The 26,529-nt window shown below is 61.9% G+C and carries 25 protein-coding genes and 1 pseudogene; 14 read left to right on the top strand and 12 right to left on the bottom strand.

What is annotated here, in order from left to right:
- Positions 1 to 2,501 (bottom strand): annotated as a pseudogene (locus tag E5X88_RS16010) (kinesin); the annotation flags it as partial.
- Positions 2,502 to 2,772: 271 nt separating this feature from the next.
- On the opposite strand from E5X88_RS16010, the gene E5X88_RS16005 reads away from it, so the two are divergent.
- The 3 genes from E5X88_RS16005 to E5X88_RS15995 all read left to right on the top strand — a co-directional run bounded on the left by E5X88_RS16005 (position 2,773) and on the right by E5X88_RS15995 (position 4,695).
- Entirely contained in the window at positions 2,773 to 3,141 is a 369-nt protein-coding gene (locus tag E5X88_RS16005; protein WP_292162879.1) for an Hpt domain-containing protein, read from the top strand.
- A gap of 100 nt (positions 3,142 to 3,241) precedes the next feature.
- The gene (locus tag E5X88_RS16000) at positions 3,242 to 3,562 is read left to right on the top strand and encodes a 2Fe-2S iron-sulfur cluster-binding protein (protein ID WP_006334837.1); all 321 of its coding nucleotides are present in this window, start codon (positions 3,242 to 3,244) and stop codon (positions 3,560 to 3,562) included.
- A gap of 104 nt (positions 3,563 to 3,666) precedes the next feature.
- Positions 3,667 to 4,695, top strand: a complete 1,029-nt coding sequence (locus E5X88_RS15995) for an NAD(P)/FAD-dependent oxidoreductase (protein ID WP_292162878.1) — start codon at positions 3,667 to 3,669, stop codon at positions 4,693 to 4,695.
- A 152-nt stretch (positions 4,696 to 4,847) separates the two neighbouring features.
- Here E5X88_RS15995 and E5X88_RS15990 read toward each other — a convergent pair whose 3' ends face one another.
- Together E5X88_RS15990 and E5X88_RS15985 are read right to left on the bottom strand one after the other, a co-directional pair.
- A complete protein-coding gene (locus E5X88_RS15990) occupies positions 4,848 to 6,332 on the bottom strand; it encodes an MDR family MFS transporter (RefSeq protein WP_292162877.1) in 1,485 nt (494 codons plus the stop codon).
- A gap of 278 nt (positions 6,333 to 6,610) precedes the next feature.
- Positions 6,611 to 7,228 carry a DUF922 domain-containing protein gene (locus E5X88_RS15985; RefSeq protein WP_292162876.1) on the bottom strand — a complete coding sequence of 206 codons (618 nt, stop codon included), beginning with the start codon at positions 7,226 to 7,228 and terminating at the stop codon, positions 6,611 to 6,613.
- A gap of 84 nt (positions 7,229 to 7,312) precedes the next feature.
- Here E5X88_RS15985 and folP point away from each other — a divergent pair, with 84 nt between their 5' ends.
- From folP to folK, 3 genes are all read left to right on the top strand, one after another.
- Positions 7,313 to 8,155, top strand: coding sequence for a dihydropteroate synthase (gene folP / locus E5X88_RS15980; protein ID WP_292162874.1), 843 nt, complete (start codon positions 7,313 to 7,315; stop codon positions 8,153 to 8,155).
- A 147-nt stretch (positions 8,156 to 8,302) separates the two neighbouring features.
- Positions 8,303 to 8,662, top strand: a complete 360-nt coding sequence (folB, locus tag E5X88_RS15975) for a dihydroneopterin aldolase (RefSeq protein ID WP_292162872.1) — start codon at positions 8,303 to 8,305, stop codon at positions 8,660 to 8,662.
- Positions 8,646 to 9,158, top strand: coding sequence for a 2-amino-4-hydroxy-6-hydroxymethyldihydropteridine diphosphokinase (folK, locus tag E5X88_RS15970; RefSeq protein WP_292162871.1), 513 nt, complete (start codon positions 8,646 to 8,648; stop codon positions 9,156 to 9,158). Before folB ends, folK begins: the two co-directional genes overlap by 17 nt.
- Positions 9,159 to 9,209: 51 nt before the next feature.
- Here folK and E5X88_RS15965 read toward each other — a convergent pair whose 3' ends face one another.
- Entirely contained in the window at positions 9,210 to 9,755 is a 546-nt protein-coding gene (locus E5X88_RS15965) for a DUF924 family protein (RefSeq protein WP_292162869.1), read from the bottom strand.
- Between the two features lie 14 nt (positions 9,756 to 9,769).
- Positions 9,770 to 11,605: a monovalent cation:proton antiporter-2 (CPA2) family protein gene (locus E5X88_RS15960; RefSeq protein WP_292162867.1), complete on the bottom strand. Its 1,836-nt coding sequence runs from the start codon at positions 11,603 to 11,605 to the stop codon at positions 9,770 to 9,772.
- A 246-nt stretch (positions 11,606 to 11,851) separates the two neighbouring features.
- Here E5X88_RS15960 and E5X88_RS15955 point away from each other — a divergent pair, with 246 nt between their 5' ends.
- Positions 11,852 to 12,118, top strand: a complete 267-nt coding sequence (locus E5X88_RS15955) for a hypothetical protein (protein ID WP_292162864.1) — start codon at positions 11,852 to 11,854, stop codon at positions 12,116 to 12,118.
- Between the two features lie 85 nt (positions 12,119 to 12,203).
- Here E5X88_RS15955 and E5X88_RS15950 read toward each other — a convergent pair whose 3' ends face one another.
- The 4 genes from E5X88_RS15950 to E5X88_RS15935 all read right to left on the bottom strand — a co-directional run bounded on the left by E5X88_RS15950 (position 12,204) and on the right by E5X88_RS15935 (position 16,080).
- Complete coding sequence (locus E5X88_RS15950) at positions 12,204 to 12,758, bottom strand: hypothetical protein (RefSeq protein WP_292162862.1); 555 nt, start codon at positions 12,756 to 12,758, stop codon at positions 12,204 to 12,206.
- A 191-nt stretch (positions 12,759 to 12,949) separates the two neighbouring features.
- Complete coding sequence (locus E5X88_RS15945; RefSeq protein ID WP_292162861.1) at positions 12,950 to 14,038, bottom strand: YcjF family protein; 1,089 nt, start codon at positions 14,036 to 14,038, stop codon at positions 12,950 to 12,952.
- Positions 14,035 to 15,513 carry a YcjX family protein gene (locus E5X88_RS15940; RefSeq protein ID WP_292162859.1) on the bottom strand — a complete coding sequence of 493 codons (1,479 nt, stop codon included), beginning with the start codon at positions 15,511 to 15,513 and terminating at the stop codon, positions 14,035 to 14,037. Before E5X88_RS15940 ends, E5X88_RS15945 begins: the two co-directional genes overlap by 4 nt.
- Before the next feature lie 63 nt (positions 15,514 to 15,576).
- A complete protein-coding gene (locus tag E5X88_RS15935) occupies positions 15,577 to 16,080 on the bottom strand; it encodes a histidine phosphatase family protein (protein WP_292162857.1) in 504 nt (167 codons plus the stop codon).
- 264 nt (positions 16,081 to 16,344) lie between these two features.
- On the opposite strand from E5X88_RS15935, the gene dksA reads away from it, so the two are divergent.
- Positions 16,345 to 16,761, top strand: coding sequence for an RNA polymerase-binding protein DksA (dksA, locus tag E5X88_RS15930; RefSeq protein WP_023717816.1), 417 nt, complete (start codon positions 16,345 to 16,347; stop codon positions 16,759 to 16,761).
- A 97-nt stretch (positions 16,762 to 16,858) separates the two neighbouring features.
- Here the strand turns inward: dksA and E5X88_RS15925 are convergent, their stop codons facing one another.
- Positions 16,859 to 17,605: a flagellar biosynthetic protein FliO gene (locus tag E5X88_RS15925; RefSeq protein ID WP_292162853.1), complete on the bottom strand. Its 747-nt coding sequence runs from the start codon at positions 17,603 to 17,605 to the stop codon at positions 16,859 to 16,861.
- A 215-nt stretch (positions 17,606 to 17,820) separates the two neighbouring features.
- On the opposite strand from E5X88_RS15925, the gene cckA reads away from it, so the two are divergent.
- Together cckA and E5X88_RS15915 are read left to right on the top strand one after the other, a co-directional pair.
- A complete protein-coding gene (gene cckA, locus E5X88_RS15920; protein ID WP_292162849.1) occupies positions 17,821 to 20,391 on the top strand; it encodes a cell cycle histidine kinase CckA in 2,571 nt (856 codons plus the stop codon).
- 85 nt (positions 20,392 to 20,476) lie between these two features.
- Entirely contained in the window at positions 20,477 to 21,187 is a 711-nt protein-coding gene (locus E5X88_RS15915; protein WP_292162847.1) for a DeoD-type purine-nucleoside phosphorylase, read from the top strand.
- On the opposite strand, the gene E5X88_RS15910 is transcribed toward E5X88_RS15915, so the two are convergent.
- Positions 21,184 to 21,489, bottom strand: a complete 306-nt coding sequence (locus E5X88_RS15910) for a ribbon-helix-helix domain-containing protein (RefSeq protein WP_292162844.1) — start codon at positions 21,487 to 21,489, stop codon at positions 21,184 to 21,186. The two genes, E5X88_RS15915 and E5X88_RS15910, sit on opposite strands and share 4 nt — an antisense overlap.
- A 242-nt stretch (positions 21,490 to 21,731) precedes the next feature.
- Between E5X88_RS15910 and E5X88_RS15905 the strand changes: the two genes are divergently transcribed.
- The 3 genes from E5X88_RS15905 to E5X88_RS15895 all read left to right on the top strand — a co-directional run bounded on the left by E5X88_RS15905 (position 21,732) and on the right by E5X88_RS15895 (position 24,353).
- Positions 21,732 to 22,127, top strand: a complete 396-nt coding sequence (locus E5X88_RS15905) for a VOC family protein (protein ID WP_292162843.1) — start codon at positions 21,732 to 21,734, stop codon at positions 22,125 to 22,127.
- 77 nt (positions 22,128 to 22,204) lie between these two features.
- Positions 22,205 to 22,735, top strand: a complete 531-nt coding sequence (locus E5X88_RS15900) for a gluconate 2-dehydrogenase subunit 3 family protein (protein ID WP_292162841.1) — start codon at positions 22,205 to 22,207, stop codon at positions 22,733 to 22,735.
- Positions 22,736 to 22,781: 46 nt separating this feature from the next.
- Positions 22,782 to 24,353, top strand: a complete 1,572-nt coding sequence (locus E5X88_RS15895) for a GMC family oxidoreductase (protein WP_292162839.1) — start codon at positions 22,782 to 22,784, stop codon at positions 24,351 to 24,353.
- Between the two features lie 66 nt (positions 24,354 to 24,419).
- Here E5X88_RS15895 and E5X88_RS15890 read toward each other — a convergent pair whose 3' ends face one another.
- Positions 24,420 to 24,815: a hypothetical protein gene (locus tag E5X88_RS15890; RefSeq protein WP_292162837.1), complete on the bottom strand. Its 396-nt coding sequence runs from the start codon at positions 24,813 to 24,815 to the stop codon at positions 24,420 to 24,422.
- Between the two features lie 336 nt (positions 24,816 to 25,151).
- On the opposite strand from E5X88_RS15890, the gene urtA reads away from it, so the two are divergent.
- Positions 25,152 to 26,432, top strand: coding sequence for an urea ABC transporter substrate-binding protein (urtA, locus tag E5X88_RS15885; protein WP_292162836.1), 1,281 nt, complete (start codon positions 25,152 to 25,154; stop codon positions 26,430 to 26,432).
- Positions 26,433 to 26,529: the final 97 nt, after the last annotated feature.

Raw genomic sequence — 26,529 nt, 5'->3', positions numbered from 1 at the left:
CCCTTGATCGTGTTGAGATCGGATTCCAGCGCGCGCTTGAGAATGTCGCGGCCTTCGGCCAGCTTCTCGACCTGGCCGGCGACCAGCCCGTCGATGCTCGACCGGCTTTCGGCCAGTTTGGCGAGGTCATCCTCGAGCGTCTGCGAAAGCAGGCTGCGATCGCTGGAGAGCCTGTCCGAATGGTCCTCGACCAGGCCCCTGATGCCGGACAGGTCGCTTTCGAGCGAACGCGACAGTTCGGCACGGTCTTCCGCCAGTTTGGCGGAATGGTTCTCGATGAGACCCTTGATGCCGACGATGTCGGATTCCAGCGCCTTGGCGAGTATGGCGCGACCTTCGGCGATCTTCTCGACCTGACCGGCGACCAAGCCATCGATGCTGGCGCGGCTGTCGGCCAGTTTGCCGAGATCGGCCTCGAGGGCGCGCGAAAGAATGCTACGGCCTTCGGCGAGCTTGCCAACATGACCGGCAACCATTTCGTCAATGATCGTACGGGCTTGTACAAGTTTTCCGGAGTCTTCGTTCAAGGCCTGTGAAAGCCTGTTGCGACCCTCTTCGAGCCTTTCGAGATGGCTGCCGAGCGAAGCATCGATGGCGGCGCGTGACTCGTTGACCTTGCGCAGGTCCTCTTCGAGCGCGCGCGCGATCAGGCTGCGGCCTTCAGCAAGCTTCTGCACCTGGTCGGTGACAGCTGCGTCGATGCCGGCGCGGCCTTCGGCGAATTTCGCCAGTTCGTCCTGCATTGCCGCCGCCATGCGTTCGCGGCTTTCGGAAAGCTTGCGGCTGTGGTTCTCGACGGCTTCCTCGATGCCGAGGCGGGCATCGGCAAGCCGCTGGATATCGGCGTCGAAGGAGCGTGACACTACATGACGGGCCGCCTCCATGCGCCCGGCGAAATCGCCGGCGCGCGCTTCAAGCATGGACGAGGTCGACGAAACGATGTCGGCCATGTCGGCGCCGATCTGGGTCTTGCCCTGATCGATCATCGCCGACAGCGTCTCCTTGCTTTCCTGGAAGGTATGGGCGATTTCGCGCGCGCGCTCGACCAGGGTCTCGTTGATCTGGCGTGCGCGGGCTTCAAGCGCGGCGTTGAGTTTCTGCGTGCCGGTGTCCAGCGCTTCGGCGCGGGTCTGGAACTCACCAATCAACGCCTGGCCGCGTTCGGCCAGCGTCCGCTCGATGCCGTCGAGGCTGGCTTCAAATTCGGAGCTGAGCGTGCGCGCGGCGCCGCCGAGCAGCGACACCATGCCGGACGTCCGATCGTCGAGCAGATCGGTCAATGACCGGGTGAGGCCGTCGGTCGTGTCCGTCAGCTTGGCGATGCGTGTATCGAGAAGGCTGGCGAAGGCTTCACCGGAGGTCGACAGGCGGTCCGTGATCGAATCGAGCCGGCCTTCCACCGAATCGAAGATCGACATCGAGCTTTCGTTGATCCTGTCGATCAGCGTATCGCCGGAGTTGTTGATGGTCATCGACAGGTTGGTCGAGGCGTTGAGGATGCTGTCGCGAATGATGTCGCTGGCAGCCCCGATTTCGTCCTTCAGCGTCTCATGCGCGCTGGTGATCGAGGCGCGCACGCGCTCGGCGTGGCTGACAACCGCTTCGCGCTCGCTGCCCAGTCCGTCGACAAGCGATCGGATACGGGATTCATTCTCCGAATAGGAGCGTTCGATCTGGTTCACCTCGCTGTGGACCAGGGTTTCGAGTTCGACGGCACGCGCAAGCGTGCGCTCGATGCCTTCACCCATGGCCGCCACCTCGCGGCGAACGGCTTGCCCGATCATCATGACGCGATCCTGGGCGATATTTTCCGGCTCGGTCAGGCGGAAGGCCACTTCCGTCATCGACTGAGCGGCGATGCGCATTTCCTGCGCGCGGCGAATCATGGCTGCAAACGCCCAGAACAGGAGGACGGGCAGGAGCGTAGCGACCGCCAGGCCGATCAGTTCGGGACGGGCGAAAAACTGGTCGGCGGTGCGGATTTGCCAGATGCCTGGTCCAAACAGCAGATTGGCCAATGCACCGGCGCCCGCGATCCAGACGAGCGAAATGAGCGCCACGACCCAGTAGATCGTGTTCGAGGCACGCCGATTGAGGGTATGAAGCAGCGTCTTGTAGTCTTTTGGGCGAGGGTCATTGGCTGGCGTGAAACCGACCGGCTGTGAGCCATTGCGCGTTTCCACAGGGCGCAGTTCAGCCGGCATGGTCTTTGCCGCGGGCTTTGCTTTCTGGTCCTGGTTGGCGACAGGCTCGGTCTTCTGGCCCAGGTTGGCGACAGGCTCCGCCTTCTGGCTTTGGTCGGCGACGGGCTCGGCATTCTGGTTGCGGCCTTCGCGTGCCAATTCGTCGGCAGCCTGCGATATCTGCGCTTCCAGATCTTCCATCGACGCGGCGATGTCGAGGTCACCGGCATCGCCGCTCAGATCGATATCAAGTGCCTTTTCGAGTTCCTTGGCTACGTCGCTGTCGAGCGTTTTTGAAGTCGTTGTTTTCTTCGCCATGCCTTCGCTACCCTGTACAAGCTGCCGTGGGACTTATGGATTCTGCTTATCGTGTCCCACGCAAGAGGCTGAAAATGGACCTGTCGTATCGTAATGACACACCGGGGTAAAGAAAACATGCATTCGGTGCGATACGTAAAACTTTAAATATAAGGTTAACAAAACTGTGATTCCGTCGCCGTTATCGCAACATTTTTCCGGGCCAATCATTAACCCGTTGTCCACAGGATGCGCCTATTTTTTTCGACTGGAAGAACGGAGTTGCAGATTCATGCGTGGCGAAAACGGCATTGCCTTCTCGATGCCTGGCGGCGATGTGTCGGGAACGGCTGGGTCGCGGCCGGTGGATCTGGCGCATCTCGCGCGCCAGACGATGGGCGACCGCAGCCTCGAGCAGGAGGTGCTGGCACTGTTCGTGCAGCAGGCGCTGTCCGTTCGCGACAGGATCGTCGACGCCGATGTGAGGCAACGGCTGCTTCTGGCGCACGGGCTGAAAGGCTCGGCGCGCGGCGTCGGCGCCTTCGCCATTGCCGATTGCGCCAGCGCGATCGAAAGTCAGCCTGAAGATACCAATACCCTCAAGCGGCTTGGCTCCCTGATCGAAGAAGTCCGCGATTTCGTCGCCGCCATCAGCCGTTAAACCCATTTCCGAAAAAAACGGCATAGAGCGCCGCTTTCGCGCCGCAGTTGACTTGTCTGCCGGAGTGATTATCTCGGCTGGGACTCTCTTCAGGTGACAAATGACCAAGCTGACATTCATCGCCCATGACGGCACACATTTTGATGTGGACGCCGAAAACGGCTCGACCGTCATGGAGAACGCGATCCGCAACGCCGTGCCGGGGATCGAGGCCGAATGCGGTGGCGCCTGCGCCTGCGCGACTTGCCATGTCTATGTCGACGAGGCATGGACGGCGGAGGTCGGTGAGCCGGAAGCAATGGAAGAGGACATGCTGGACTTCGCCTACGACGTCCAGCCGAACTCACGGCTCTCCTGTCAGATCAAGGTGCGTGACGCTCTCGACGGCCTGGTTGTACGCGTGCCCGCCCGCCAGGGCTGAAGCGCCAGGGCTGAAGCCCGGGTTTATAGCCGATTTTTACGACCCCGGCTTGGCAGCGGGCCAATGGTCATGCAGTGTCGCGCCATTCTCTACAAGGCTCACTCATGACCGATATCACCAGGACGGACGTACTCATTGTCGGGGCAGGGCCCGTCGGCCTGTTCGCCGTGTTCGAGCTCGGCCTCTTCGACATGAAGTGCCATCTGATCGACATACTCGACCGGCCCGGTGGGCAATGCGCCGAACTCTATCCGGAAAAGCCGATCTACGACATTCCCGGCTGGCCATCGATCTCGGCGCAGGGCCTGGTCGACAAGCTGCTCGAGCAGATTGCGCCGTTCAAGCCCGACTTCACCTTCAACCGCATGGTCTCAAGCCTTGAAAAGCTCGAGGACGGCAGCTTTCGCGTCATCACCGACGAGAATGAGGTGTTTGAAGCCAAGGTTGTGGTGATCGCCGCCGGTGGCGGCTCGTTCCAGCCGAAGCGGCCGCCGATCCCGGGCATCGAGCTCTATGAAGGCAAGAGCGTCTTCTATTCGGTTCGCCGCATGGAGGAATTCCGCGGCCACGACCTCATCATCGTCGGTGGCGGCGATTCGGCGCTCGACTGGACGCTGAACCTGCAGCCGGTGGCCAAGAGCGTGACGCTGGTCCACAGGCGTCCGGAATTCCGCGCGGCGCCCGACAGCGTCAACAAAATGTACGCCATGCAGGAGATGAAGGAACTGGAATTCAAGATCGGTCAGGTGAGTGGATTGTCCGGCGCCGACGGCCAGCTCTCATCAGCGACCATCAAGAGCCCGGACGGCGACATCGAGGTACCTTGCACGCGCATGCTGCCGTTCTTCGGCCTGACCATGAAGCTCGGACCGATCGCCGAATGGGGGCTCAATCTTCATGAGAACATGATCCCCGTCGACACCGAGAAATTCCAGACCTCGATACCGGGCATCTTTGCCGTCGGCGACATCAACTGGTACCCCGGCAAGCTGAAGCTGATCCTGTCGGGCTTTCATGAGGTCGCGCTGATGGCGCAGGCGGCCAAGCGCATCATCAGCCCCGGCGAGCGCATCGTGTTCCAGTACACGACCTCGTCGACCAGCCTGCAGAAGAAGCTCGGCGTCGTCGGCTAGGTGTGCTGATATTCAGATGATGCCGGCCTGCAAATGCCGATTTCCTGCGCTTCCGGTACTCACGTACCCGAAAGTACGCTCCGTTCCGGTTCTCGGAAACCAGCATTTTCGGCGCGGCCTGATCTAAATCTCAACACACCTGGGCCTTTGATTTACTCGACAAGAATCGGCGCCTCGGTCTCGGCATGGCCGCGCAGCGGCTTCTCCGGCATCAGCCCGAGCGTGACAAGCGATACGAGCAGCGTTGCCGCGGTGGCAAAAAAGATCATCACGAACGGTGTGGCCGATGCGACAGGGCCGGCCGCCTGCGCGCCTTCGCTGGCCAACGGAAGGCCGTAGCCGAGGGCGACCGCGCCAAGCATGGCGACGCCAAGCGCGCTGCCCAGCGAGCGAAGGAAAGCCAGCACGCCAGTCGCGACACCAAGATGCGGGCGGTCGACGGCGTTCTGAACCGCGATTGTGACGACCGGGAACGTCGTCCCGGCACCCAGCCCTATGCAGGTCGTCAGAACCTCGACAACCATCAGCGAGGCATGTCCGGCGACAAGGCCGAGCACGCCGAGGCAGGCTATGGCGAAGATCGTTCCTACCAGCGCGATCCGCTTGTAATGAACGAAGCGCGGTATCATGCGGCCGCTGAATGTCGCGCCGGCGACGGTGCCGAGCAGCAGCCCGAGCATCGCGATGCCCGAATTGCTGGCCGAGAGACCAAGGATCGACTGCAGGTAGACGGGCAGGTAGACCGCCAGGCCGACATTGGCGGCCTGCAGCAGGAACATCGACAGCGTCCCGGCAAGCACGATCGGATTGCCGAGCACTTCGAGCGAGATCAGCGGTTCGGCGGCGCGCATGAGCCGCAGCGCAAAGGCGCCGCTAAAGACCGCCGAGCAGGCCAGCAGCCCGAGGATTTCGCGTGACGTCCACGGATAGGCGCTGCCGCCCCAGTTCAGTGCAAGAAGCAATAGCGCGGTGGCCACGACGAGAAGCAGCGCGCCGAGGCCGTCGATGCTGTGATGCTTTGCGGCGACCGGCAGTTTCTTGAGCGGCTTGTCGATGATCGCCATCGCCAGAAGACCGAGCGGGATGTTGATCCAGAAGATCAGCGACCAGTGCAGATGTTCGGCGAAAGAGCCGCCGAGCAGCGGCCCGGCGATGCTGGCAACCGCCCAAGTGCCCGCGATCCAGGCGGCGTAACGTGCCCGTTCGCGCGGTGGAACGAGATCGCCGATCACAGTTTGCGTCAGGGCGAACAAGCCGCCTCCGCCGGCACCCTGGATAGCCCGTCCGACGACCAGGACGAGCATGTTGGGAGCCATGGCGCTGACAAGCGATCCGGCAAGAAAGATGAGGATTGCCGCATAGACGGTTGGCCGGCGGCCGTAGACGTCGGAGATCTTGCCGTAGAGTGGCGCCGTGGCGGTCGCGGTCAAGAGGTACCCGGTCACGATCCACGGCAGATATTCGGCATGCCCAAGCAAACGCGCGATGGTCGGCATTGCCGGCGCGACGATAGTCTGGTCGAGCGCCGCCAGCAGCATCGACAACAGCACGCCGCCGATGATGGCGTTCTTTTCGCGTTCCGTCAGCGGCGACGCCTCTACCGGCCCCGTGGCCGCTTCGCTGACAGCTTTATCCATCGACCCACTCCGTCCGCCCGCTGGCGACACTGTTTCCAGAGGAAGAGCCGAGCCGTCCGTCTAAGCGCCGGTGACGGCGACAGGCCGGAAATCGGACCCTCTGAATTGGGCTGTGGACCTCGTTGGGGCAAACGGGGCTTCGAATCCCGCCAGGCGGGATCGCCGGACTACCGACCGGCATGCGTTTCGTATAACAGCGGCGTGGCAATAGCAGGCGATCCCGGACGTGTCGAGGCGAAGGCGCTGCCAGTGCCTAAATCGTTACCATCTGGTCCAAGTCAACCTGGCAGGCGGCCGTTCTCGATGCGCTCCATGCGATAGCGCAGCAGCCGCAGGATGCGGCTTTCGAAGTTGATGGTTTCGACGCGATCGAATTGCACCTGGGCCCGGTCATGCTTGGCAAGAATAGCGGCGGTGATCTCGGCGGCCTTGGCCTTGGCCGCGTCGCAGGTCTTCTGCGGGTAAGTCGCCTTCAGCGCATCCTCGAGTTCGCGGGCATGGTTCTTGGCGATCTCGACATGGCGGTCCTCATGTCGCTTGATGTCGGCGGACAATGTGGCCCAAAACAGCCTCACGCCGGCGTCGGCCTTGCGCGGGCGGCGCCACTCGGGAAGGATCACCTTGACCTTGACGATAACGTTGACGTCGGCAATCCGGCAGGAATTCGATTTTTCCGCGTAGCTGACGCGGGTAGAGAACGCCATCTGCGTGGCGCCTGGATGCCGCATCCCGGTGCTTTTCACCTGGGGTCCAAGTTTCGTAAGCTGGGTTCCGATGTCATCGAGCGTCCTGCCGCCGATGCTGAAGTAGCTGTATGTCTTAACCAGACTCGCCGCACCCGCCGGCAAGGCGGCAAATGCGAGCATCAGCGCGTAGAGCAAGGGTCGTTTCGTCATGTTGCCTCTTCGCCCACCTTGCTTTACGGCCGTTGCCGACGCAACGGAATTGATCTTTGGCGGATCATACATGGTTGATCGACAATGACGACAGGGCAATGGCAGTTGGCGCATGGGCGCCATCTCGACCTTGGCGGCAAGGCCGTGATCGTGGGTATCCTCAATGTCACGCCGGACAGTTTCTCCGACGGTGGGCAGTTTGCAGTGCCTGAACAGGCAGTGGCCCAGGCGCGCCGGATGGTGAAAGAGGGGGCCTCCGTCATCGATGTCGGCGGAGAATCGACACGCCCGGGCGCGTCTGCGGTAACCGTCGAGGAAGAGCAGGCCCGTGTGTTGCCCGTCATCGAGGCGCTCGCCAGGCTTGGCGAGACACTGATTTCGGTCGACACCTATCGCGAGGACACCGCCCGGCTTGCCGTCGCCGCCGGCGCGCATATCGTCAACGATGTCTGGGGCCTGCAGCGCGAACCAGGCATTGCCCGCGTCGCGGCCGAAACCGGCGCCGGGCTTGTCGTCATGCACACTGGGCGTGATCGGCAAAAACTGCCCGACGTGATCGAGGACCAGTTTTTCTTCTTGAGGAAGTCACTGGAAATCGCCCGCCGGAGCGGCGTTGCCGATGACCAGATCGTGCTCGATCCGGGCTTTGGCTTTGCCAAGGAGACAGCCGAGGAGAACCTCGACCTGATGGCACGGTTTTCCGAACTCGGTGCCTTGGGCTTTCCGTTGATGGCGGGCACATCGCGAAAGCGCTTCATCGGTGCTGTCACCGGCCGCGACGCCTCGGCCAGGGATGCTGGAACGGCGGCGACGAGCGTCATCCTGAGGCTCAAGGGCGCGCAGCTTTTTCGCGTCCATGATGTCGCAATCAATGCGGATGCGCTGGCGCTTGCGGATGCTATGCTGGCGCGTGAAACCGCCGCATAGGCTCGAAGTCGGAATCGATTTCTTGCTGCGCTCACCTTCGGTTCGGAAGCGCGGTGCGTAGGTTTGATGCGTGGATTTAAAGCGTTAGAGCGTACTTAGTGCGTCCAGGTGGACGCACTTCGCCCTAATCGAGCAGGATGCTGAGCGATGTATGTCATCCGCATGAAAAACTGCGCCTTCTTCGCCCGGCACGGCGTGCTGGATGAAGAGGAGACGCTCGGCCAACGCTTCTATGTCGACGCTACGCTCACCGTCGAACCCGGCCGCGCGCTGGTCGATGATTCCATCGAGGATACGGTCCACTATGGTGTCGCCTTCGGGGTGATCGAAAAGATCATAACCGGGGAGAGGCGGTTTCTGATAGAAGCGCTGGCGCTGGAAGTGGCCCGGGCGTTGACGGCCCGGTTTCCCCAGATCAAAAAAGCCGAGATCACCGTGCGCAAGCCGAACGCGCCGGTGCCCGGCGTGCTCGATCATGTCGAGGTGACCGTTGTCTGGCCCGAATAACACTGTCTACCTCAGCCTTGGCGGCAATCTCGGCGACCCGGCAAAGTCGATGGGCGCCGCCCTGCGCATGCTGGACGCCGACGAGAACGCGCGCGTTGTCGTCGTCTCTTCGCTTTACCGCACGCCACCCTGGGGCAAGCTCGATCAGCCGAATTTTCTCAATGCGGCTGCCGAAATTTCAACTTCGCTCGCACCACATGCATTGCTCGATCTTTGTCTCGACGTCGAACGCAGACTGAAGCGGGTGCGCGAGGAACGCTGGGGCCCACGCCTGATCGACATCGATATTCTGGTGTTCGGCGATCGGATCATCCACGAAACCGGGCTCGAAGTGCCGCATCCGCGCATGCTGGAGCGCGCTTTCGTTCTGGCGCCGCTGGCCGAGATCGCGCCCGGCCTCACCGTAGGCGGCAGAAGCGTGCCGGAGCGACTTGCCGCTCTCGACAGCACCGGCATCGAGCAATTGCCGTCCGGCCGGGATTGGTGGCTGACCTAAAGCATCGGGCCCAAAACCCTTGCAACCACTTTTTGGGCCGATGCACCGAGCTCAGCCGGAAAATCCGCCGCCGTCGAGGAAGACCTGTTCTTCCGACGTCGTCTCGCGGCCAAGCATCCTGTTTCGATGCGGAAAGCGGCCGAAGCGCTGGATGATCTCCAGGTGCTCGACCGCATATTTCAGATAGGATTGAGCCTTGTTGGTGGTGAGGTCCACCGATTTGAGCTGATCGGCGAGGTCCTCCGAATGCTCATAGGGCAAATAGAGGAAGACGCGCAGGTCTTCGTCGAGCGCCAGATCCTGGCCGGCGGCGATTGCCTTTTCGGCAAAATGCCTTGCCAGCGGATCGGTGGCGTACATATGGCCGGTGCCGCGAAAGCAATTTCGCGGGAACTGGTCGAGCAGGATCATCAGCGCAAGTGAGCCTTCGGCATGCTCCGACCAGTCGTCGCATTCACGCCGGGCGGCGGCGTAATGCAGATCGAGAAACCGATTGCGGAACTCCGCGTCGAAGGTGTCGTTCTTCTCGAACCATGCATCCTTCCCGGCGTCGCGCCAGAATTGGGTGACTGAAAAGGCTCGGTTGTCCATGTCCATCAGTGATTCCTCGGTCAGTCCGCAGATTCGGATTTATGCAGCACGCCGGCGGTCTCTTCGTTGAGCGCCTGGCCGGTGCGGCGTGGCGGGGTGAGCGGTGTCGGGATGGGCGTGCCGATGTTGCCCTTGAGGAAGCGTTGTCCGGCGCGAATGCCTTCGGCAAGCTGCATTTCGAAGCGGGCTGTGTCGCGGCGCCGGACATCCTCGATCACTTCGGCGACCTCTTCCGGGTCGACGCCCAGGGCTTCGAGTGTGGAGCCGCCGAAGACGAGGGCTGATTCGAAGGTTTCCCGGAGCTGGAAATCGACGCCCGTACGAATCAATTGCAGCGCGGTGCCGCGATCGAAGGCCCTTGCCAGCACCGTGAGCAAGGGGAACTCCCCCGTGATGAGTTCGGCAATGCGAACGGCGACATCAGCCTTGTCGACGCATATCAGCACGGCGCGCGCGCGGCCGGCACCCGCGGCACGGAGAATGTCCAGCCGTGTGCCGTCGCCATAGTAGACCTTGAAGCCGAAATCGGCGGCGGCCTGGATCATTTCGACGTCATTGTCGATGATCGATACATCGATCCCGCGCAACAGCAGAGGCTGGCTGGCGATCTGGCCGAACCGGCCGAAACCGATGATCAGCACGCTGCCGGAAAGGCCATCGGCGATGTCGACGCCTTCGAGCGACTGCTCCTCGCGCGGCGTGAGATATCGCAGCGCCACTATGGCCAGCGGCGTCAGCACCATGGATATGATGACGATCGCTGTCAGGGTCGCATTGGCCTGGCTGTCGATGATGCCGACCGCCGCCGCCGCGGAATAGAGAACGAAGGCGAATTCGCCGCCTTGCGCCATGAAGACGGCGCGCTCGAGCGCTTCGCGGTGACCGGTCTTGAGGATGCGGGCGACGAGGTAGATGCCGATCGCCTTTATCACCATGTAGGCGACGACGTAGATGGCGACAAGCTGCCAGTTCTCGACGACCACACGCAGGTCGAGCGACATGCCGACCGCAAGGAAGAACAGCCCGAGCAGGACACCGCGGAACGGTTCGACGTCGGCCTCCAGCTGATGGCGGAAGGTGGATTCCGACAACAGCACGCCAGCCAGGAAAGCGCCCATCGCCATCGACAGGCCGCTGAGCTGCATGGCAAGCGCCGATCCCAGAACGACCAGAAGGGCGGCGGCGGTCATCACCTCGCGGGCGCGGGCATCCGCCAGGATGCGGAAGAACGGGTTGAGCAGATAGCGTCCGGCAAGCACCAGCCCGACGATGGCGGCAAGGCCGATGCCGACTTCCGTCAACCGCTCGGTCATGCTTACTTCGGCGCCGCTCGGCGCCAGGAAGGCGATCAGGGCCAGCAGCGGCACGATCGCCAGATCCTCGAGCAGCAGGATGGAGACGATGCGCTGACCTTTGGGCGCTGCGATCTCGCCGCGTTCTTCCAGAAGCTGCATGACGATCGCCGTCGAGGTCAGTACGAAGCCGGCGCCGGCGACGAAGGATTGCGAGACCGGAAAACCTCCCGCCAGTCCGACGCCGGTCAGCAGAACCGCGCAGACGCCGACCTGCAGCGCGCCGAGACCGAAAATCTCCCGGCGCAAGCCCCATAGTCGTGACGGCTGCATCTCCAGTCCGATGATGAACAGGAACATGACGACACCGAGCTCGGCGACGTGGAGAATGGCTTCCGATTCGGAGAAGATGCCGATGCCGAACGGGCCGATCACCACGCCGGCCGCCAGATAGCCAAGGATGGAGCCGAGGCCCATGCGCTTGAAGATAGGTACGGCGACAACACCTGCGGCGAGCAGCGCCACCACGTGGATAAGATCGCTGCCCGCTGCCTCTGCCGCCATGCCTGCCGTTCCGTTCTTTCTTAAGGACCGCTGCACGTGCCGCAGCATCGAGCGGCCAAGATAGGGGCTTCGGCGGAGATCGAACAGTGCAAATCCTGAATGTGCTGTGTTGCGGGCGTGTTACACAAGTTTATGCATCCGCCGCATTGCGTATTGCTGCAATCAGGCGCTAAGGACGCGCGGCTTTGGCCATTGAAGGGCGGACGACGATCAAGTCGGCCGCCTTTTTTGAGGGAGACGACTGACATGAAGACGTTTTTGCTTGTTGCCGTTGGCATTGCGGCACTTGCCGGTTCGGCCTGTTCGAAGGCGCCGGAATGCACGACCGAAATGCTGGCCAAGAAGGCTCAGGACATGACTGCAGCCCTTCAGGAGGTGATTGCAAAGGATCCGGCCAAGGCAGCCGATCTCACCGCCAAGGTCCAGGCGGTCACAACCAAATATCAGGGCACCACGACGGCCGACGAGGCCTGCAAGGCCTATGACGAGCTGACTGCCGCCATCAAGAGCTGACCACTGACTTGAGGCTTGCAAAAAGCGGCGACCGCGGCTGCCGCTTTTTTGAACTCCGCACGTTCTTGGACGCGCAAATGGTCGCTCAGTTCGGCGCGATGGAGCCGACTTGGAGCGTATCGACCCGCTTCAGCTTCATGCCGATGACCGGCACCAATTGCTGGTCGACGCGCACCGCAACCGTCACCGTCATCGAATTGTCGTTGGGGACAAGAGCCTGCATGACGCCGCGCAACTGATTGCGGTTGATGGTGAAGACGACCTTGTTGGCGTTGACCACGTTGCCGCCGATGATGTCGAGACCGGAACCGGCGGCGCCGCCCATGAAGCTGCCCCTGTAGCCCTCGCGGCCCTTGTGTTGGATCGTCGCCGACATCTGCTGGGTGAACATGCCTACCCGGCAACCGCCGTCGAGCGACATGCCGATCGTGCCTTCAGGCGTCGAACCAATGAAATTGCAGGTGAATTTCGTGCCCTTGTATTTGCCGGCGACGATTTCCCCCGGGCCGACCCATTTGCCTTCCACCGATTGAAAGAACTTCTTGTCCCGTTCCGCTGCAAAGGTCCTTTCGACCAGGCCGACAGTTGTTGAAACCACGACCGCCATGGGCAGGACGCTAGACAAGATCACGCTTTTCATCGACGACACCCGGCAACAAAGAGACTGGTTTTGAGCACGTCCGAACCATGAACAAGATTGGTTAATGCTTCGTCACCGCTGGGCGCGTGACCGGGAAATCGGAATCGATTTGCACTCAGGATCGTGCGCAAAATCAGAGTGCTGCAGCGTCCTTTGCGCGCCCACCAGCACGCGTCCGTCCCAGGCGATTGTCATGTATCGGAAGCGGATGTTTCCTTCTGCTTTTTTGTTGCAAACGACGTCAGCGCGGACAGGAAATCACCCATGCCGGGCCGTCTCGCGGCGCTGAAGGGCAGGGGCCTTGCGGTCTCCATCGCTGCAATGCCGATCCGCGCCGTCATCATGCCGTTGACGACGCCTTCGCCCAGCTTTGCCGAGAGCCGAGCGGCGAGGCCATGGCCGACGATCTGCTGAACGAAACTGTCGCCGACGGCGATCGAGCCGGTAACCGCCAGATGGGCGAGAACGCTGCGCGCCAGCCGAAAGAAGCCCAGCGTGCCCGGCCGGCCGCCATAAAGTTCCGACAGGCGCCGAATCAGCCGGCCGGCTTCGAACACGACATAGGCGACGTCGACCAGAGCGCGAGGGCTGACCGCCGTCACCAGCGACACACGCTTTGCCGCTTCGAGGATCATCACCTTGGCGCGCGCATCGAGCGGCCCGAGGATTTCGGTCTCGGCCAGGCGCACCAGGTCGCCGCCGTCGATGATTTCGCCGCGTAATTCAGCCAGCGAACGTCTGCCGGCCGCGGTCTCGGGCTTGGCTGCGACAAAGGCGGAAAGTTCGTCGACTACGGCGCGCGCGGCCTTCGGGTCGTCGCGGGCGATGGCATCAAGTGCTCGCTTTTGCAGCTTTTCGACCTCGGCGAGGCGGGCGATCGCCAGGACCTCACGGACAAGGATGACCAGAAGCGCCAGCACAGCGATCACGGCCATCGCGGCGGCCAGCCAGCCCAGCCATTCGGAGCGCGCGAACAGATCGCGAATCAGCCGGTCGGTCCAAAGGCCAATTGCCAGCGAAACCAGAATGCCCAATGCGCCGAAAAACAGACTGCCTGACATCGAACGCTTCCGCGGCGCGGTCGCCGGCGGCGGTTCGGCGGCGACGATGTCGGGCTCGTCGAAGACGTCGATCTCGGCGGGCACGACGACCGAGACATCCGCCTTCACCGCGCGTGGCTTTCGCGCCGATGGGGCATCGGGCTGGCGAAAGGCGGCCTGTCCCTTTGGCGGGACTTCCGGCTCGATGCGAAATGCTGCCGGCTTGCGGGGTGCCGTCATGCCAGATGATCTCCGATCAGGAACTGCAGGGCGCGGTCCAGCCTGATATGCGGCAGCGACAGCGTGACGCCTTCAGCGGTGCGTTCGAGTTTTGGCGGGCGAAAACGCACGAAGCGGATCGCCGGATCTTCATTGCTCTGGCGATGGTCCGGCCCAGAAACGTCGAACACTGCATCAATTCTCTCCGGCAAATCACCGGGAAATATCGCTGTTTCGGTATTTCCATCAAATGTTTCGCCGTTGATCCTTTCACCTTTCAACGGTGTGCCGATGATGACCGGCAGTGTCTCACGGCCCTGCTTGACCGTGCCTTCCCGGGTCGCGCGCACGGCCGCCAAGGCGACCACGTCGACATCGGCGCCGGTGAAATTCGCCCGCGCCACGGCACGGTCGGCAAGCCGCCGCACGATCGCCTGCAGCCGGTCGTGGCTTTCGTGGTGCAGATGGTCCGCCTTTGTCGCCGCCACCAATATGCGGTCGATGCGCCTTGAAAAAAAGTCTGTCAGGAAGTTGCCGCGGCCGGGACGGAAACAGGCGAGGATTTCGGTCACCGCACGTTCGAGATCGGCCATCGCGCCGGGGCCTGCGTTCAAGGCCTGCAGAGCGTCGATCAGCACGATTTGACGGTCCAGGCGCGTGACGTGTTCGCGGAAGAACGGCTTTACGACATGCGTCTTGTAGGCCTCGTAGCGCCGCTCCATCATTGCTTGCAGCGACCCGGAACGCGCCCGCCGCTCACTCAGGCCCGGCAAGGGCGCGAAGGTCAGTGCAGGCGAGCCCTCAAGATCGCCGGGCATGAGGAAACGGCCGGGCGGCAAGGTCGAAAGCGCCCGCTCGTCGAGCTTGCATGCCTTGAGATAGGCGGCGAAGCCCTCGGCGAGGCGGCGCGCCGTCATCTCGTCGGCGTCCGCATTCGCGTCGACCGCGGCGGACAGCGCGCGCCATTCCTGCGAAAGGTCGACGCGCACCGGCAGCACGGCCATCTCGAAGGCTTCGCGTGAGAAATCGGCATAGGATTTGCCGAGCAACGGCAGGTCGAGCAGCCATTCGCCGGGATAGTCGACGATGTCGACCGACAATCTGCCTGATGAAAACATGCGGCTCCAGCCGGATGCCGATTCATATTCGATTGTGAGCCTCAGCTCGGAAATGGCACGTGTCGAATCCGGCCAGAGGCGGTCGTCGACCAGGGCCGCGACGTGATCCTCGTACTGGAATCGCGGCACGGCGTCATCCGGCTGCTCTTCGAGGAAGGCACGGGCGATGCGTCCCGATTTCTGCGCCTCGAACAGCGGCAAACGCCCGCCATGGATCAGATTGTGGACGAAGGCCGAGATGAACACCGTCTTGCCTGCGCGGGAAAGGCCGGTAACACCCAGCCGCAGCGATGGCGAGAAAAGCCCTGTAGCGCGCCCCGACAGCGTATCCAGGGCAATCTTCGCCTCGTCGGTTAAAGTGGTCAGCGATGATGCCAAATCAATTCTCTCGGGGCTTCGGTACGCCCGATATAGACGCAGGCGCCTGGGTTTGAAATGGCATCAGAGATCGGCAGGTGTCAGGAAGGCCTCGAGATAGCCGGTGCCTTGCGCAGCATCGGCAAGACTGCCGGGAAACCGGACGACCGCAAGGCCGGAGGCCGGGAAGCCGTAGTTCAGCATTCCCCTGGCAGTCTCGTCGCCGTCGCCCGAGAGCGCAATGGCGAGGTCTTCTGTCATTGGGTTGTGGCCGATGACGAGCAGCGAGCCTGACCCGCCATTACCGCGGATGAGGTTGAGATAGCTGGCAGCATCCTCGCTGTAGAGCGTGTCCAGGAACACGACCCGGCCTGTATCGGTGTGGCCGGCTAGACCTTCCAGCGTTTGGCGCGCCCGTTTTGCGTTGGAGCAAAGGGTGAGGTCCGGAATGTAGCTGCGGGCCCGCATGGCCGCGCCGATCGTTTCGGCGTCGGCGAGGCCGGATGCGTCGAGCGGACGATCGAAATCGCGCACGCCCGGCAGGGCCCATCCGGCCTTCGCATGCCTCAGCAGATAAAGCTTGCTCACCGGCCCCTCGCTTATGCCAAACACCGAAACTCGTCAAAAGGCGCCGCAGGATTAGCCATGAGAAAGGCCTTGTGCACAATGGCCGGCACTCTTCAAGCTCAACGAATCATACATGAATCCAGTTGTGCCCTACATGCAAAAGACGTTGACAATATCCCTCGGCCCGACATTAACAATTGCGTGAAACTGTCACCGATTACGCTTGTGCAGCATTCGGTCCGCGAATATATAGGCGCCAAATTTAGGGCTGTTTGGGTGAGTCGAATGAACGACATCGTTACCGCCGATTACGTACCCTCCGAAGACGAGCCGTTCATGAACGAGCGGCAGAAATCCTACTTTCGCTTGAAGCTCGTCACTTGGAAGAACGACATACTGCGCGAAGCGCGCGAAACTCTCGAAATCCTTCAGCAAGAAAACGCCAACCATCCCGATCTCGCCGATCGCGCCTCTTCGGAAACCGACCGCGCCATCGAGCTTCGCGCCCGCGATCGCCAGCGAAAACTCATTTCAAAGATCGATTCCGCACTCCAGCGCCTGGACGAAGGCACTTACGGCTATTGTGAGGAAACCGGCGAGCCCATCGCGCTGAAGCGGCTCGATGCGCGTCCGATCGCGACCTTGTCGATCGAGGCGCAGGAGCGCCACGAGCGCCGCGAGAAGGTCTACCGCGACGACTGAAGCACACGCGAAGCGTCTAAAATACAGCTTAGGAATTTTTTCATGGCCGGTTTGCGGCCATTTTTTTGTTCGATTTTGTTGACGGTTCGCCGGCCGATTATCTTTTCTGGCTGGACAACTCGCCGAGAAGCTTCGTCATCTCGTCATCGAGAGACGGTGGCGTTTTTGCCGCTGGCTTGCTCACCGGGCTGCTGGGATGCGGGTCGTCGAACGAAACCTCGAGCTCCTTCATCAGCGTATCGTCAAGGGAATCCTGCGTTGCCGGGGAATCCTGGCTTGCCGGCGATGGGACGTGTCGAACGGCATTGGCATTCACCGACCCGTAGGTGGGCATCGGCGTGATGATCGCCGACTGGCGGCTTTGCGCTGCCGGCTTCGGCGCCGGTGCCGTCTGATGGGGCCGGACAGGCGTTGAGGTTGCGCTTGCCGGCTGCGGAGGCGGTGCTTGCCTCACCGGCGCTGGGGCGGGTTGAGGTGCGCGTGGCCGGGGCGTCGGCTGATGGCCGCCGCTATCTCCGGCTCCGGTCAGGGCAGGACGGCGTAGCGCCGACAGCCTGATGTCGCGTTCGACGACGACGTCGGTCGGGCCGCCGATCAGCAGCAGGTGCTCGATATCGTCACGGCGAACCAGCACCAACCGGCGGTGACTGTCGACAGCGGTGGCGTCCATGACGGCCAGCCGCGTCTTGCGGTTTCTGCCGCCGGCAACGAATGTTCCGAAGGTCAGACTGCGGATCAGCTTGATGATGAGGAGAACGACGACCAAAAGGACTAGCGCGACTAACGCCCACAGGATTGCCGCGGCATAACCAGGACCCGCCACGCTATCCAGCCACTGCAGCATTGGTGCCCCCAAAATCGGCTTTCGAAGAAGACGCGACACTAGACTGTTGCGGCAGGCGACCGCAAGTTGCCTTTCACGCTTCGTGAACAGCTTGAGCGCCGGGAGCCGAACGGCGTCATTTTTAGCGGACATTTGCCGCCAAGGCCTTTTCCGGGCCCTGAGAATATGATTCAACCGGGCAGGGGCAAGTACCGGAATTCACGAGCAGGGGGCACATGGCCAAGGAAGCGCGCGGCGATTTCTATCCGGTACCGATCGTCGACCAGAGCACGCGACCGGGTGCGGTCACCCGGCTCATCATTTTCATCGTCGTTCTGACGGGCGCCGCGGTCGTCTTCGGCCTTTTCCGCGAACGTCTTGGCGATCCATTCCTGCTTGGAATGCTCGGCGTGCTGGCGATGATCGGTGTCGGCTTCCTGTTCGCCACCGCCATCGGCTTCGTGCAGATCACACCGCGCTCGACGAGTGACGAGCTGTCGAAAGCCTTTGTCGATTCAATGTCGCAAGGTCTTCTCGTCACCGACACGAAGGGTCGGGTCGTCTACGCCAATCGGGCCTATGCCGACATGACGGGCGCGGCGTCCGCCGCGGATCTCAAGACGGTCGAAGGGTTGCTGTCCGATGTTCCCGAGGCCTCGGTGACCATATACCGGCTCGCCTCCGGCCTGCGCGACGGCCAGCCCGGCGACGGGGAGTTTCGGCTTGCGCAATCCATTCGACCCGGCGCCGAGCCGGGTGCGCGATGGTATCGCGCCCGCGCCCGCGCCTTCAGCGTTCCAGGCCAGCGACTGCCCTTGCTCGCCTGGCAACTCGCCGACGTCTCGGAGGAACGGGCCGAGCAGGAGCGGTTCTTCCTCGATCTGCAAAAGGCCATCGATCACCTCGACCATGCACCGGCCGGCTTCTTTTCAGCCGACCAGGAAGGCCGCGTCACCTACATCAACGCCACGCTTGCGGAGTGGCTGGGCATCGACCTGACGAGCTTCACGCCTGGCGCCGTCACCCTTCCGGAGATCGTCGCCGGCGACGGCATGGCGCTGGTCCGCTCGGTCAAGGCCGATCCCGGCACCACGCGCAATGCGGTCATCGACCTCGATCTGACGACAGTGAAGGGCGAGGCGCTGCCCGTGCGTTTCATGCATCGGGTTTCGGCCAGCCGCGAGGGCATCAACGGTCCGACGCGCACCATCGTGCTCAACCGGACGCAGGGCGAAGACGCTTCCGCCGATCTTCGCGCCTCGGAGATCCGCTTCACCCGTTTCTTCAATTCGACCCCGATGGCAATAGCAGCCGTCGACAGCAGCGGGCGCATCTTGCGCACCAACGCACCTTTCCTGTCGCTGTTTTCCTCCGTCGTCGACGGGGACGCGGTCGATCGGCGCGTGAGGTTGGACACGGTGATCCATGAGCGCGACCGGCCCGCCTTTGCCGTGGCGTTCGAGAAAGCGCGACAACGGCAGGCCGACATCGAACCGATCGATACGCTGCTTCCCGGCAACGAGGAACGGCACATGCGCTTCTACGTCAACGCGGTCGCCGACGGTACCGGCGAGGGCGCCGAAGAATCGGCCATTGTCTACGCCGTCGAGACCACCGAGCAGAAGGCGCTCGAGGGCCAAATGGCGCAAAGCCAGAAGATGCAGGCGGTCGGCCAGCTCGCCGGCGGCATCGCACACGACTTCAACAATGTGCTGACCGCCATCATCATGGCGTCGGACCTTTTGTTGACCAACCATCGCCCGTCCGATCCGTCCTTCCCGGACATCATGAACATCAAGCAGAACGCCAACCGGGCGGCCTCGCTGGTGCGGCAGCTTCTGGCCTTCTCGCGCAAGCAGACGCTGCGGCCGGAAGTGCTCAACCTGACCGACGTGCTTGCCGATCTCCGGATGCTGCTGGCCCGCCTGGTCGGCAACGACATCAAGCTGAAGGTCGATCATGGTCGCGACCTGTGGCCGGTGAAGGTCGACATCGGGCAGTTCGAGCAGGTGGTGGTCAATCTGGCGGTCAATGCGCGCGATGCGATGCCGACCGGCGGCGAGCTCACCGTGCGCACCCGGAATGTGACCGCAGAGGAGAGCAAGAGCCTTCCCTACCGCGAACTTGCGCCGGCCGACTATGTGGTGGTCGAAATCGAAGACACCGGCAGCGGCATCGCCCCCGAAGTGCTCAAGAAGATTTTCGAGCCCTTCTTCACCACCAAGGAGGTCGGCAAGGGCACTGGCCTCGGCCTGTCCATGGTCTATGGCATCATCAAGCAGACGGGCGGCTTCATCTTCTGCGATTCCGAAGTCGGCAAGGGATCCGTGTTTCGCATCTTCCTGCCGCGATACATTGCGGAGGCGAGACTGGCAGGTGAACCCGGCGAGGCGCCGGCTGCACCGGTAAAGATCGCCGACACGGCCAAGGATTTGTCGGGCTCGGCGACGGTGCTGCTCGTCGAGGACGAGGATGCCGTGCGCATGGGTGGCATGCGGGCGCTGACATCGCGTGGTTACACCGTCCACGAAGCGTCCTCGGGCGTCGAGGCGCTGGAAGTCTTCGAAGCGCTCGGCGGCAAGGTCGACATCGTCGTTTCCGACGTGGTGATGCCTGAAATGGACGGACCGACGCTGCTTGGCGAATTGCGCAAGCGGCAGCCGGACATCAAGTTCGTCTTCGTTTCCGGCTACGCGGAGGATGCGTTCGCCAAGAACCTGCCGGCAGACGCGCATTTCGGGTTCCTGCCGAAGCCGTTTTCGCTCAAGCAACTGGCCACAATCGTCAAGGACGTGCTGGAATCTTAGGGTTTGCTAATTCTCGCGCTTGCGTAATGACGCGAGACTGGCATGATCATGGGCGAAACAGGCGGCGGGTTTTGGGGAGCATGCCGTGACGCCGCACAACGAGGCAGGCAAGGGGGATTATGCCGCAACAGTGCTGTTGCCGGGCGATCCGCAGCGTGCCGAATGGATGGCGGAAACCTTTCTGGAGGCGCCGCGCTGCGTCAACCGTCGCAGGGGGGCCCTTGGTTTTACCGGCCTGTTTCGCGATAAGCCTATCAGCATCCAGTCCACCGGCATCGGCGTCTCGTCATTCCTGATCTACGCGCATGAATTGTTGGACTTCCATGGCGTCAGGACACTGATCCGCACGGGTACCTGCGGTGGCCTGACTGCCGCGGCCAAACTGCGCAGCCTGGTGATTTCGCAGTCGGTGCGGGGCGAAAGTGCAGAGAGCGGTCAGGTCTTCGGGCTCTATGGCCCTAACGCCGGCCCGGATCCGGCACTGTTTTCCCGAGCGTTGGCCAAGGCTGCCGAGTTAGGCATTGAACATCAGGCCGGGCTGACGGCCTGCAGCGATATATTCTATCATCCTGAGGGACGTGCCCGCTTCGCCGACGCGCAGGCCCAGGGCGCGCTCGCCGTGGATATGGAAACCAGCGCGCTCTATCGCATCGCGGCGCATTTCGGCGCCCGGGCGCTGTCGATACTGACCGTCGTCGACAATGTGGTGACCGGCGAGCAGACCGACTATTCCGAACGCCAGGCGCTTTTCACCGACATGACCCGGCTCGCGCTCGATGTTGCGAGCGAAAGTTAAGCTGCTTGCCGCTTCTGGGTCGCGTGTTCTTCGATGCCCGGCCGATGGCCGCGCAGATAGAGGGCACAGGTCGTGCGCAACATCGACGCGAAGTTCGGAATCTGGCCATTGATCTCGATAGCCTCGTCATAGAGCTTCGAGATGAATTTCGGCGTCGTCAAACCCTGGCTGTCGGCGATCTCGTCGAGCAAGGCCCAGAACGTCGCCTCGAGCTGGATGCTGGTCGAGTGCCCGTCGATGCGGATCGATCGGTTGATCTGTCGATAGCCCTCCGGATCCTGCCCGGCAAAAACCCTGCACATCGTTACCTCCCGTTCTTGTTGATTTTGGGCGCAAAACAGCAGCGATTCGCGCCTTTGAGCAATGCCTATCGTGTCCAATTATCTTCGGCTGGAAAGCGGAAAACAGCAATCGGACTTTCGTCCTTAGGTGGTCTCCTATCCCATTGTCAGATTTGCGCGTGGTAATCGGCTGCCACCATCTTTGCCGCAACCCGCGCATAATCACGCTGACGCGCATAAGCGTTGCTGCAACGGAGTGTCATTTGGCAAAGGCGATCCACACCATGATCCGGGTTCTGGACGAGGTCCGGTCCGTCGACTTCTACCGAAGAGCCTTTGGACTGGACGTCGCCGAACGGCTCGATTTCGAAACCTTTACACTCGTCTATTTGAGCAATGCCGACGCGGAGTTCGAAGTCGAGCTCACCGTCAACAAGGGCCGGCAGGAGCCTTATGCGCTCGGCGATGGCTACGGCCACCTCGCGGTTTCGGTCGCCGATCTGGACAGCGAACATGACCGGCTCGGCGCGCTTGGCCTGAACCCGAAGAAGATCGTCGAGTTCAACCGCGACGGAACACTGCTCGCGCGCTTCTTCTTCATCGAGGATCCCGACGGCTACAAAATCGAAGTTCTTCAGCGTCAGGGCCGGTTCAAATAGGGGACATTACGGCCGCGCCGGCCAGCGCGGCGCCAGCCACGGCACCTTCGGGTGCATAGCAAGCAAGGGAGGAACAAATGGTCACCATCTACGAGAGAAAGCCCGGGCTGTCGCGGCGCGAGCTTCTGAAGCGCGGCGGTGTCGGCGCGTTGCTGGTCATTTCGGGCCGTGCCGTCATCAGCCCGGAACATGCATGGGGTCTCGAAACATCCGCGCTCAAGCCCGAGACCATGGCGACTTTGATCCAGATGGCGCGCGACATCTACCCGCACGACCAAGTGCCTGACAAATATTACGCAATCGCCGTCAAGGCGCATGACGAGCAGGCCGGCAAGGATCCTGCCCATAAGGACCTCATCGAAAAGGGCATCGCCGATCTCGACTTGAAGTCGGGCAAGGACGGCTACACCGGTCTCGGCTGGGAGGAGCAACGCGTTGCCGTGCTGAGACAGATCGAGGACACGCCGTTTTTCCAGGCAGTCCGCGGCGGGCTTGTCGTTGGCCTCTACAACCAGAAAGAGGTCTGGCCGATCTTCGGCTACGAGGGCGAGTCCTACTCCAAAGGCGGCTACATGGCGCGCGGGTTCGACGACATCGAGTGGCTCTGAGCCCCGTCATACCAACCGCATACAACAGACATCATGGGAGGAAACCATGGCAGCACCATTTGATCTCAAGAACGATGGCGTGGTCGTCATCATCGGCTCGGGCGCCGGCGGCGGCACGCTCGGCAACGAACTTGCCCAGAAGGGCATCGATGTCGTCATCCTGGAGGCGGGCGCCCGTCACGAATACGAGGATTTCATCAACGACGAGTGGGATTCATTCGCCCAGCTCGCCTGGACGGACAAGCGCACAACCTCGGGCGACTGGCGGGTGGCGAAGGATTTCCCCAACCTGCCGGCGTGGATCGTCAAGGCTGTCGGCGGCTCGACCACGCACTGGGCGGGCGCTTCGCTGCGGTTCCAGGAGCACGAATTCAAAACGCTTTCGACCTACGGAAAACTGGAAGGCGCAAACCTGCTCGACTGGCCGATCACGCTTGCCGATCTGGAGCCCTACTACGCAAAGGCCGAAGACAAGCTGGGCGTGACGCTCACCAACAACATCCCAGGCCTCCCCGGCAACAACAACTTCAAGGTGATGAAGGCCGGCGCCGACAAGCTCGGTTACAAGGAGTGCCACACCGGCCGGATGGCGATCAATTCCGAGCCGCGTGACGACCGCAATGCCTGCCAGCAGACCGGCTTCTGTTTCCAGGGCTGCAAATGGGGCGCCAAATGGTCGACGCTGTATACCGAAATCCCCAAGGGCGAGGCGACCGGCCATCTCGAGGTCAGGCCAAACGCCATGGCGATCAAGATCAACCATGATGCGTCAGGCAAGGTGACCGGCGTCGTCTATGCCGACAAGGACGGCAAGCTTCAGGAACAGAAGGCCCGCATCGTCGCCGTCGCCGGAAACTCGATCGAGAGTCCGCGGCTGCTGCTCAACTCGGCATCAAGCCAATTCCCCGACGGTCTCGCCAATTCGTCCGGGCAGGTAGGCAAGAACTATATGCGCCACACCACGGGCTCGGTCTACGGGGTCTTCGACAAGCCGGTGCATATGTATCGCGGCACCACCATGGCTGGGATCATCCGCGACGAAGCACGCAACGATCCTTCGCGCGGCTTCGTCGGCGGCTACGAACTCGAGACACTCTCGCTCGGCCTGCCGTTCATGGCCGCCTTCCTCAATCCCGGCGGTTGGGGACGTTCCTTCACCACGGCGCTCGATCACTACGACCATATGGCCGGCATGTGGATCGTCGGCGAAGACATGCCGCGCGAGGAAAACCGCATCACGCTGCATGCCGATATGAAGGACGAGCACGGCATGCCGGTGGCGGACGTGCATTTCGACGACCATCCCAACGACACGGCGATGCGCGACCACGCCTACAAGCAGGGTTCGGCGCTTTACGCGGCGGTGGGCGCGACACGGACCTTCCCGACGCCGCCCTATCCATCGACCCACAATCTCGGCACCAACCGGATGAGCGAAAAGGCGGCCGACGGCGTCGTCAACAAGCATGGCCAGACGCACGACATCAAGAACCTGTTCGTGTCGGACGGCAGCCAGTTCACCACTGGGGGCGCCGAAAATCCGACATTGACGATCGTGTCGCTGGCGATCCGTCAGGCGGATTATATCGCCGAACAGATGTCGGCGAAGAGCCTTTAGCCATAACCTCCCGACTGCCTGCCGCCGCGGAACCCCACAAGGTTCCGCGCCGGCTTTTTTGGCATCTCAACGCTTTGTGCAGGTCGAGGCGGTGAAGGCGCCGTCAGGCTGCTTCATGATGATGTCGAAGGAGGGGCTGGTTTGACCGTCCAGGGTGGCTTGCGTGAGCGAGATTGAGTTGCCGCCGGCCGTGTAGCCGCCCAACGGGCCCAACCAGGTGATCTCGCCATTTGCATCCATCTGATAGTTGTAGCCCTGCTGGGCGGTTCCGAAGGTCACCGGGCCGCTATAGACATCTCCCTTGATGGTGATGTCGCCAAGGCTGAGGAACATGCCAAGCAGATAGACCTCGCAGTGATAGGTCCCGTCCGGCAATTTGCCGTCGGCGAAGTCGGCGCGTGCGCCGCCGGTGGCTGCAACCGAAAGCAAAATGCTGAAAATACAGGGAATCCTGAAAGCCATGGCGTCGCTCGCTTGAGAGCCGACCTTGCCCCATTTTCCTGCGGCACTGCAACATTTGTGGTTTGCCATTTTCCAGGGGCAGAGGACTAAAATTTAGGCAATGATCGATATCTGTGCAAAATCTAAGCAGAGTTGCGCAATCTTTTCTCAATCCGACCTTGAGGGGCGCCGTCCATACTCGGCGGCTAATATATTAACCGGCTGATAGGGCTAGGAAATCTCAGTACACTTAGCTTTGCTCCCACGGTTGGCACAGCCGTTGCATGGTCTGTTTGCGATGCGATCAACCAGCTTGGGAGTTTGAATATGAGGGGCAGTTTCTCGACAATAACAAAAATGTTTTCGACAAGCGTGGTCGTGGCCGGCCTGCTGATGAGCGTCCCCGCCAGGGCGGCCGACGACACGATCAAGGTGGGTATTCTCCACTCGCTGTCGGGGACCATGGCGATTTCGGAGACGACGCTGAAGGACGCTATGCTGATGCTCATCGAAGAGCAGAATGCAAAGGGCGGCCTGCTCGGCAAGAAACTCGAAGCTGTCGTCGTCGACCCGGCGTCCAACTGGCCGCTGTTCGCCGAAAAGGCGCGCGAGCTGATCTCCAAGGACAAGGTCGCGGCGGTGTTCGGTTGCTGGACCTCCGTGTCGCGCAAGTCGGTGCTGCCGGTGTTCAGCGAGCTCGACAACATCCTGTTCTACCCAGTCCAGTATGAGGGCGAAGAGAGCGAGCGCAACGTGTTCTACACCGGTGCGGCGCCGAACCAGCAGGCTATTCCAGCCGTCGACTATCTGATGAGCGAGGACGGCGGTTCGGTGAAGCGCTGGGTGCTTGAAGGCACCGACTACGTCTACCCGCGCACGACCAACAAGATCCTCGAAGCCTATCTTAAGGCCAAGGGCGTCGCCGCCGAGGACATCATGGTCAACTACACGCCGTTCGGCTTCTCCGACTGGCAGACCGAAGTCTCGGCGATCAAGAAATTCGGCTCGGCCGGCAAGAAGACCGCGGTCGTCTCGACGGTCAATGGCGACGCCAACGTCCCGTTCTACAAGGAGCTCGGCAACCAGGGCATCAAGGCCGAGGACATTCCGGTCATGGCCTTCTCGGTCGGCGAGGAAGAGCTTGCCGGCCTCGACACCGGTCCGCTTGTCGGCCACCTTGCCGCCTGGAACTATTTCCAGAGCGTCGATACGCCCGAGAATGAGAAGTTCATCGCCGACTGGCACAAGTTCATCAAGAACGACAAGCGCACCACCAACGACCCGATGGAAGCCCACTATGTCGGCTTCAATATGTGGGTGAAGGCAGTCGAGAAGGCCGGCACCACCGATCCTGACAAGGTCATCGACGCCGTGATCGGCGTCTCGGTGCCGAACCTGACCGGCGGTTATTCGACCATGATGCCGAACCACCACATCACCAAGCCGGTGCTGATCGGCGAGATCCAGGCCGACGGCCAGTTCGAGACCGTCTCGCAGACGCCGGGCCTGGTGATGGGCGACGAGTGGTCCGACTATCTGGCTGATTCGAAGGACCTGATCTCCGATTGGCGTGCGCCCCTGTCCTGCGGCAACTTCAATGTCGCCACCGGCAAATGCGGCGGCAAGGGAACCAACTGATCCTCCCGGGTCTGACCGGTCGTGGATTCTTCACGACCTAAGACCGCGAAGCGTCCGGGCGAACGCCTCCTCTCCTCCAGTCCGCCCGGACGCGAAT

Origin of the sequence: Mesorhizobium sp. (assembly GCF_004962245.1) — a bacterium.
Taxonomy (GTDB): Bacteria; Pseudomonadota; Alphaproteobacteria; order Rhizobiales; family Rhizobiaceae; genus Mesorhizobium.
The sequence above is the reverse complement of the archived record's forward strand: the minus strand, read 5'-3'. Positions and strand labels throughout refer to the sequence as shown.

Bases quoted from the DNA above. Each gene is read 5' to 3' on its own strand.
- E5X88_RS15960 (WP_292162867.1), bottom strand. From the start codon at position 11,605: ATGGCGGCAGAGGCAGCGGGCAGCGATCTTATCCACGTGGTGGCGCTG.
- E5X88_RS15990 (WP_292162877.1), bottom strand. From the start codon at position 6,332: ATGGATAAAGCTGTCAGCGAAGCGGCCACGGGGCCGGTAGAGGCGTCG.
- E5X88_RS15900 (WP_292162841.1), top strand. From the start codon at position 22,205: ATGGTCACCATCTACGAGAGAAAGCCCGGGCTGTCGCGGCGCGAGCTT.
- folP (WP_292162874.1), top strand. From the start codon at position 7,313: ATGACGACAGGGCAATGGCAGTTGGCGCATGGGCGCCATCTCGACCTT.
- E5X88_RS15985 (WP_292162876.1), bottom strand. From the start codon at position 7,228: ATGACGAAACGACCCTTGCTCTACGCGCTGATGCTCGCATTTGCCGCC.
- folB (WP_292162872.1), top strand. From the start codon at position 8,303: ATGTATGTCATCCGCATGAAAAACTGCGCCTTCTTCGCCCGGCACGGC.
- E5X88_RS15945 (WP_292162861.1), bottom strand. From the start codon at position 14,038: ATGACGGCACCCCGCAAGCCGGCAGCATTTCGCATCGAGCCGGAAGTC.
- E5X88_RS15890 (WP_292162837.1), bottom strand. From the start codon at position 24,815: ATGGCTTTCAGGATTCCCTGTATTTTCAGCATTTTGCTTTCGGTTGCA.
- urtA (WP_292162836.1), top strand. From the start codon at position 25,152: ATGTTTTCGACAAGCGTGGTCGTGGCCGGCCTGCTGATGAGCGTCCCC.
- dksA (WP_023717816.1), top strand. From the start codon at position 16,345: ATGAACGACATCGTTACCGCCGATTACGTACCCTCCGAAGACGAGCCG.
- E5X88_RS15895 (WP_292162839.1), top strand. From the start codon at position 22,782: ATGGCAGCACCATTTGATCTCAAGAACGATGGCGTGGTCGTCATCATC.
- E5X88_RS15965 (WP_292162869.1), bottom strand. From the start codon at position 9,755: ATGGACATGGACAACCGAGCCTTTTCAGTCACCCAATTCTGGCGCGAC.
- E5X88_RS15950 (WP_292162862.1), bottom strand. From the start codon at position 12,758: ATGAAAAGCGTGATCTTGTCTAGCGTCCTGCCCATGGCGGTCGTGGTT.
- cckA (WP_292162849.1), top strand. From the start codon at position 17,821: ATGGCCAAGGAAGCGCGCGGCGATTTCTATCCGGTACCGATCGTCGAC.
- E5X88_RS16005 (WP_292162879.1), top strand. From the start codon at position 2,773: ATGCGTGGCGAAAACGGCATTGCCTTCTCGATGCCTGGCGGCGATGTG.
- E5X88_RS15955 (WP_292162864.1), top strand. From the start codon at position 11,852: ATGAAGACGTTTTTGCTTGTTGCCGTTGGCATTGCGGCACTTGCCGGT.
- E5X88_RS15925 (WP_292162853.1), bottom strand. From the start codon at position 17,605: ATGCTGCAGTGGCTGGATAGCGTGGCGGGTCCTGGTTATGCCGCGGCA.
- E5X88_RS16000 (WP_006334837.1), top strand. From the start codon at position 3,242: ATGACCAAGCTGACATTCATCGCCCATGACGGCACACATTTTGATGTG.
- E5X88_RS15995 (WP_292162878.1), top strand. From the start codon at position 3,667: ATGACCGATATCACCAGGACGGACGTACTCATTGTCGGGGCAGGGCCC.
- E5X88_RS15910 (WP_292162844.1), bottom strand. From the start codon at position 21,489: ATGTGCAGGGTTTTTGCCGGGCAGGATCCGGAGGGCTATCGACAGATC.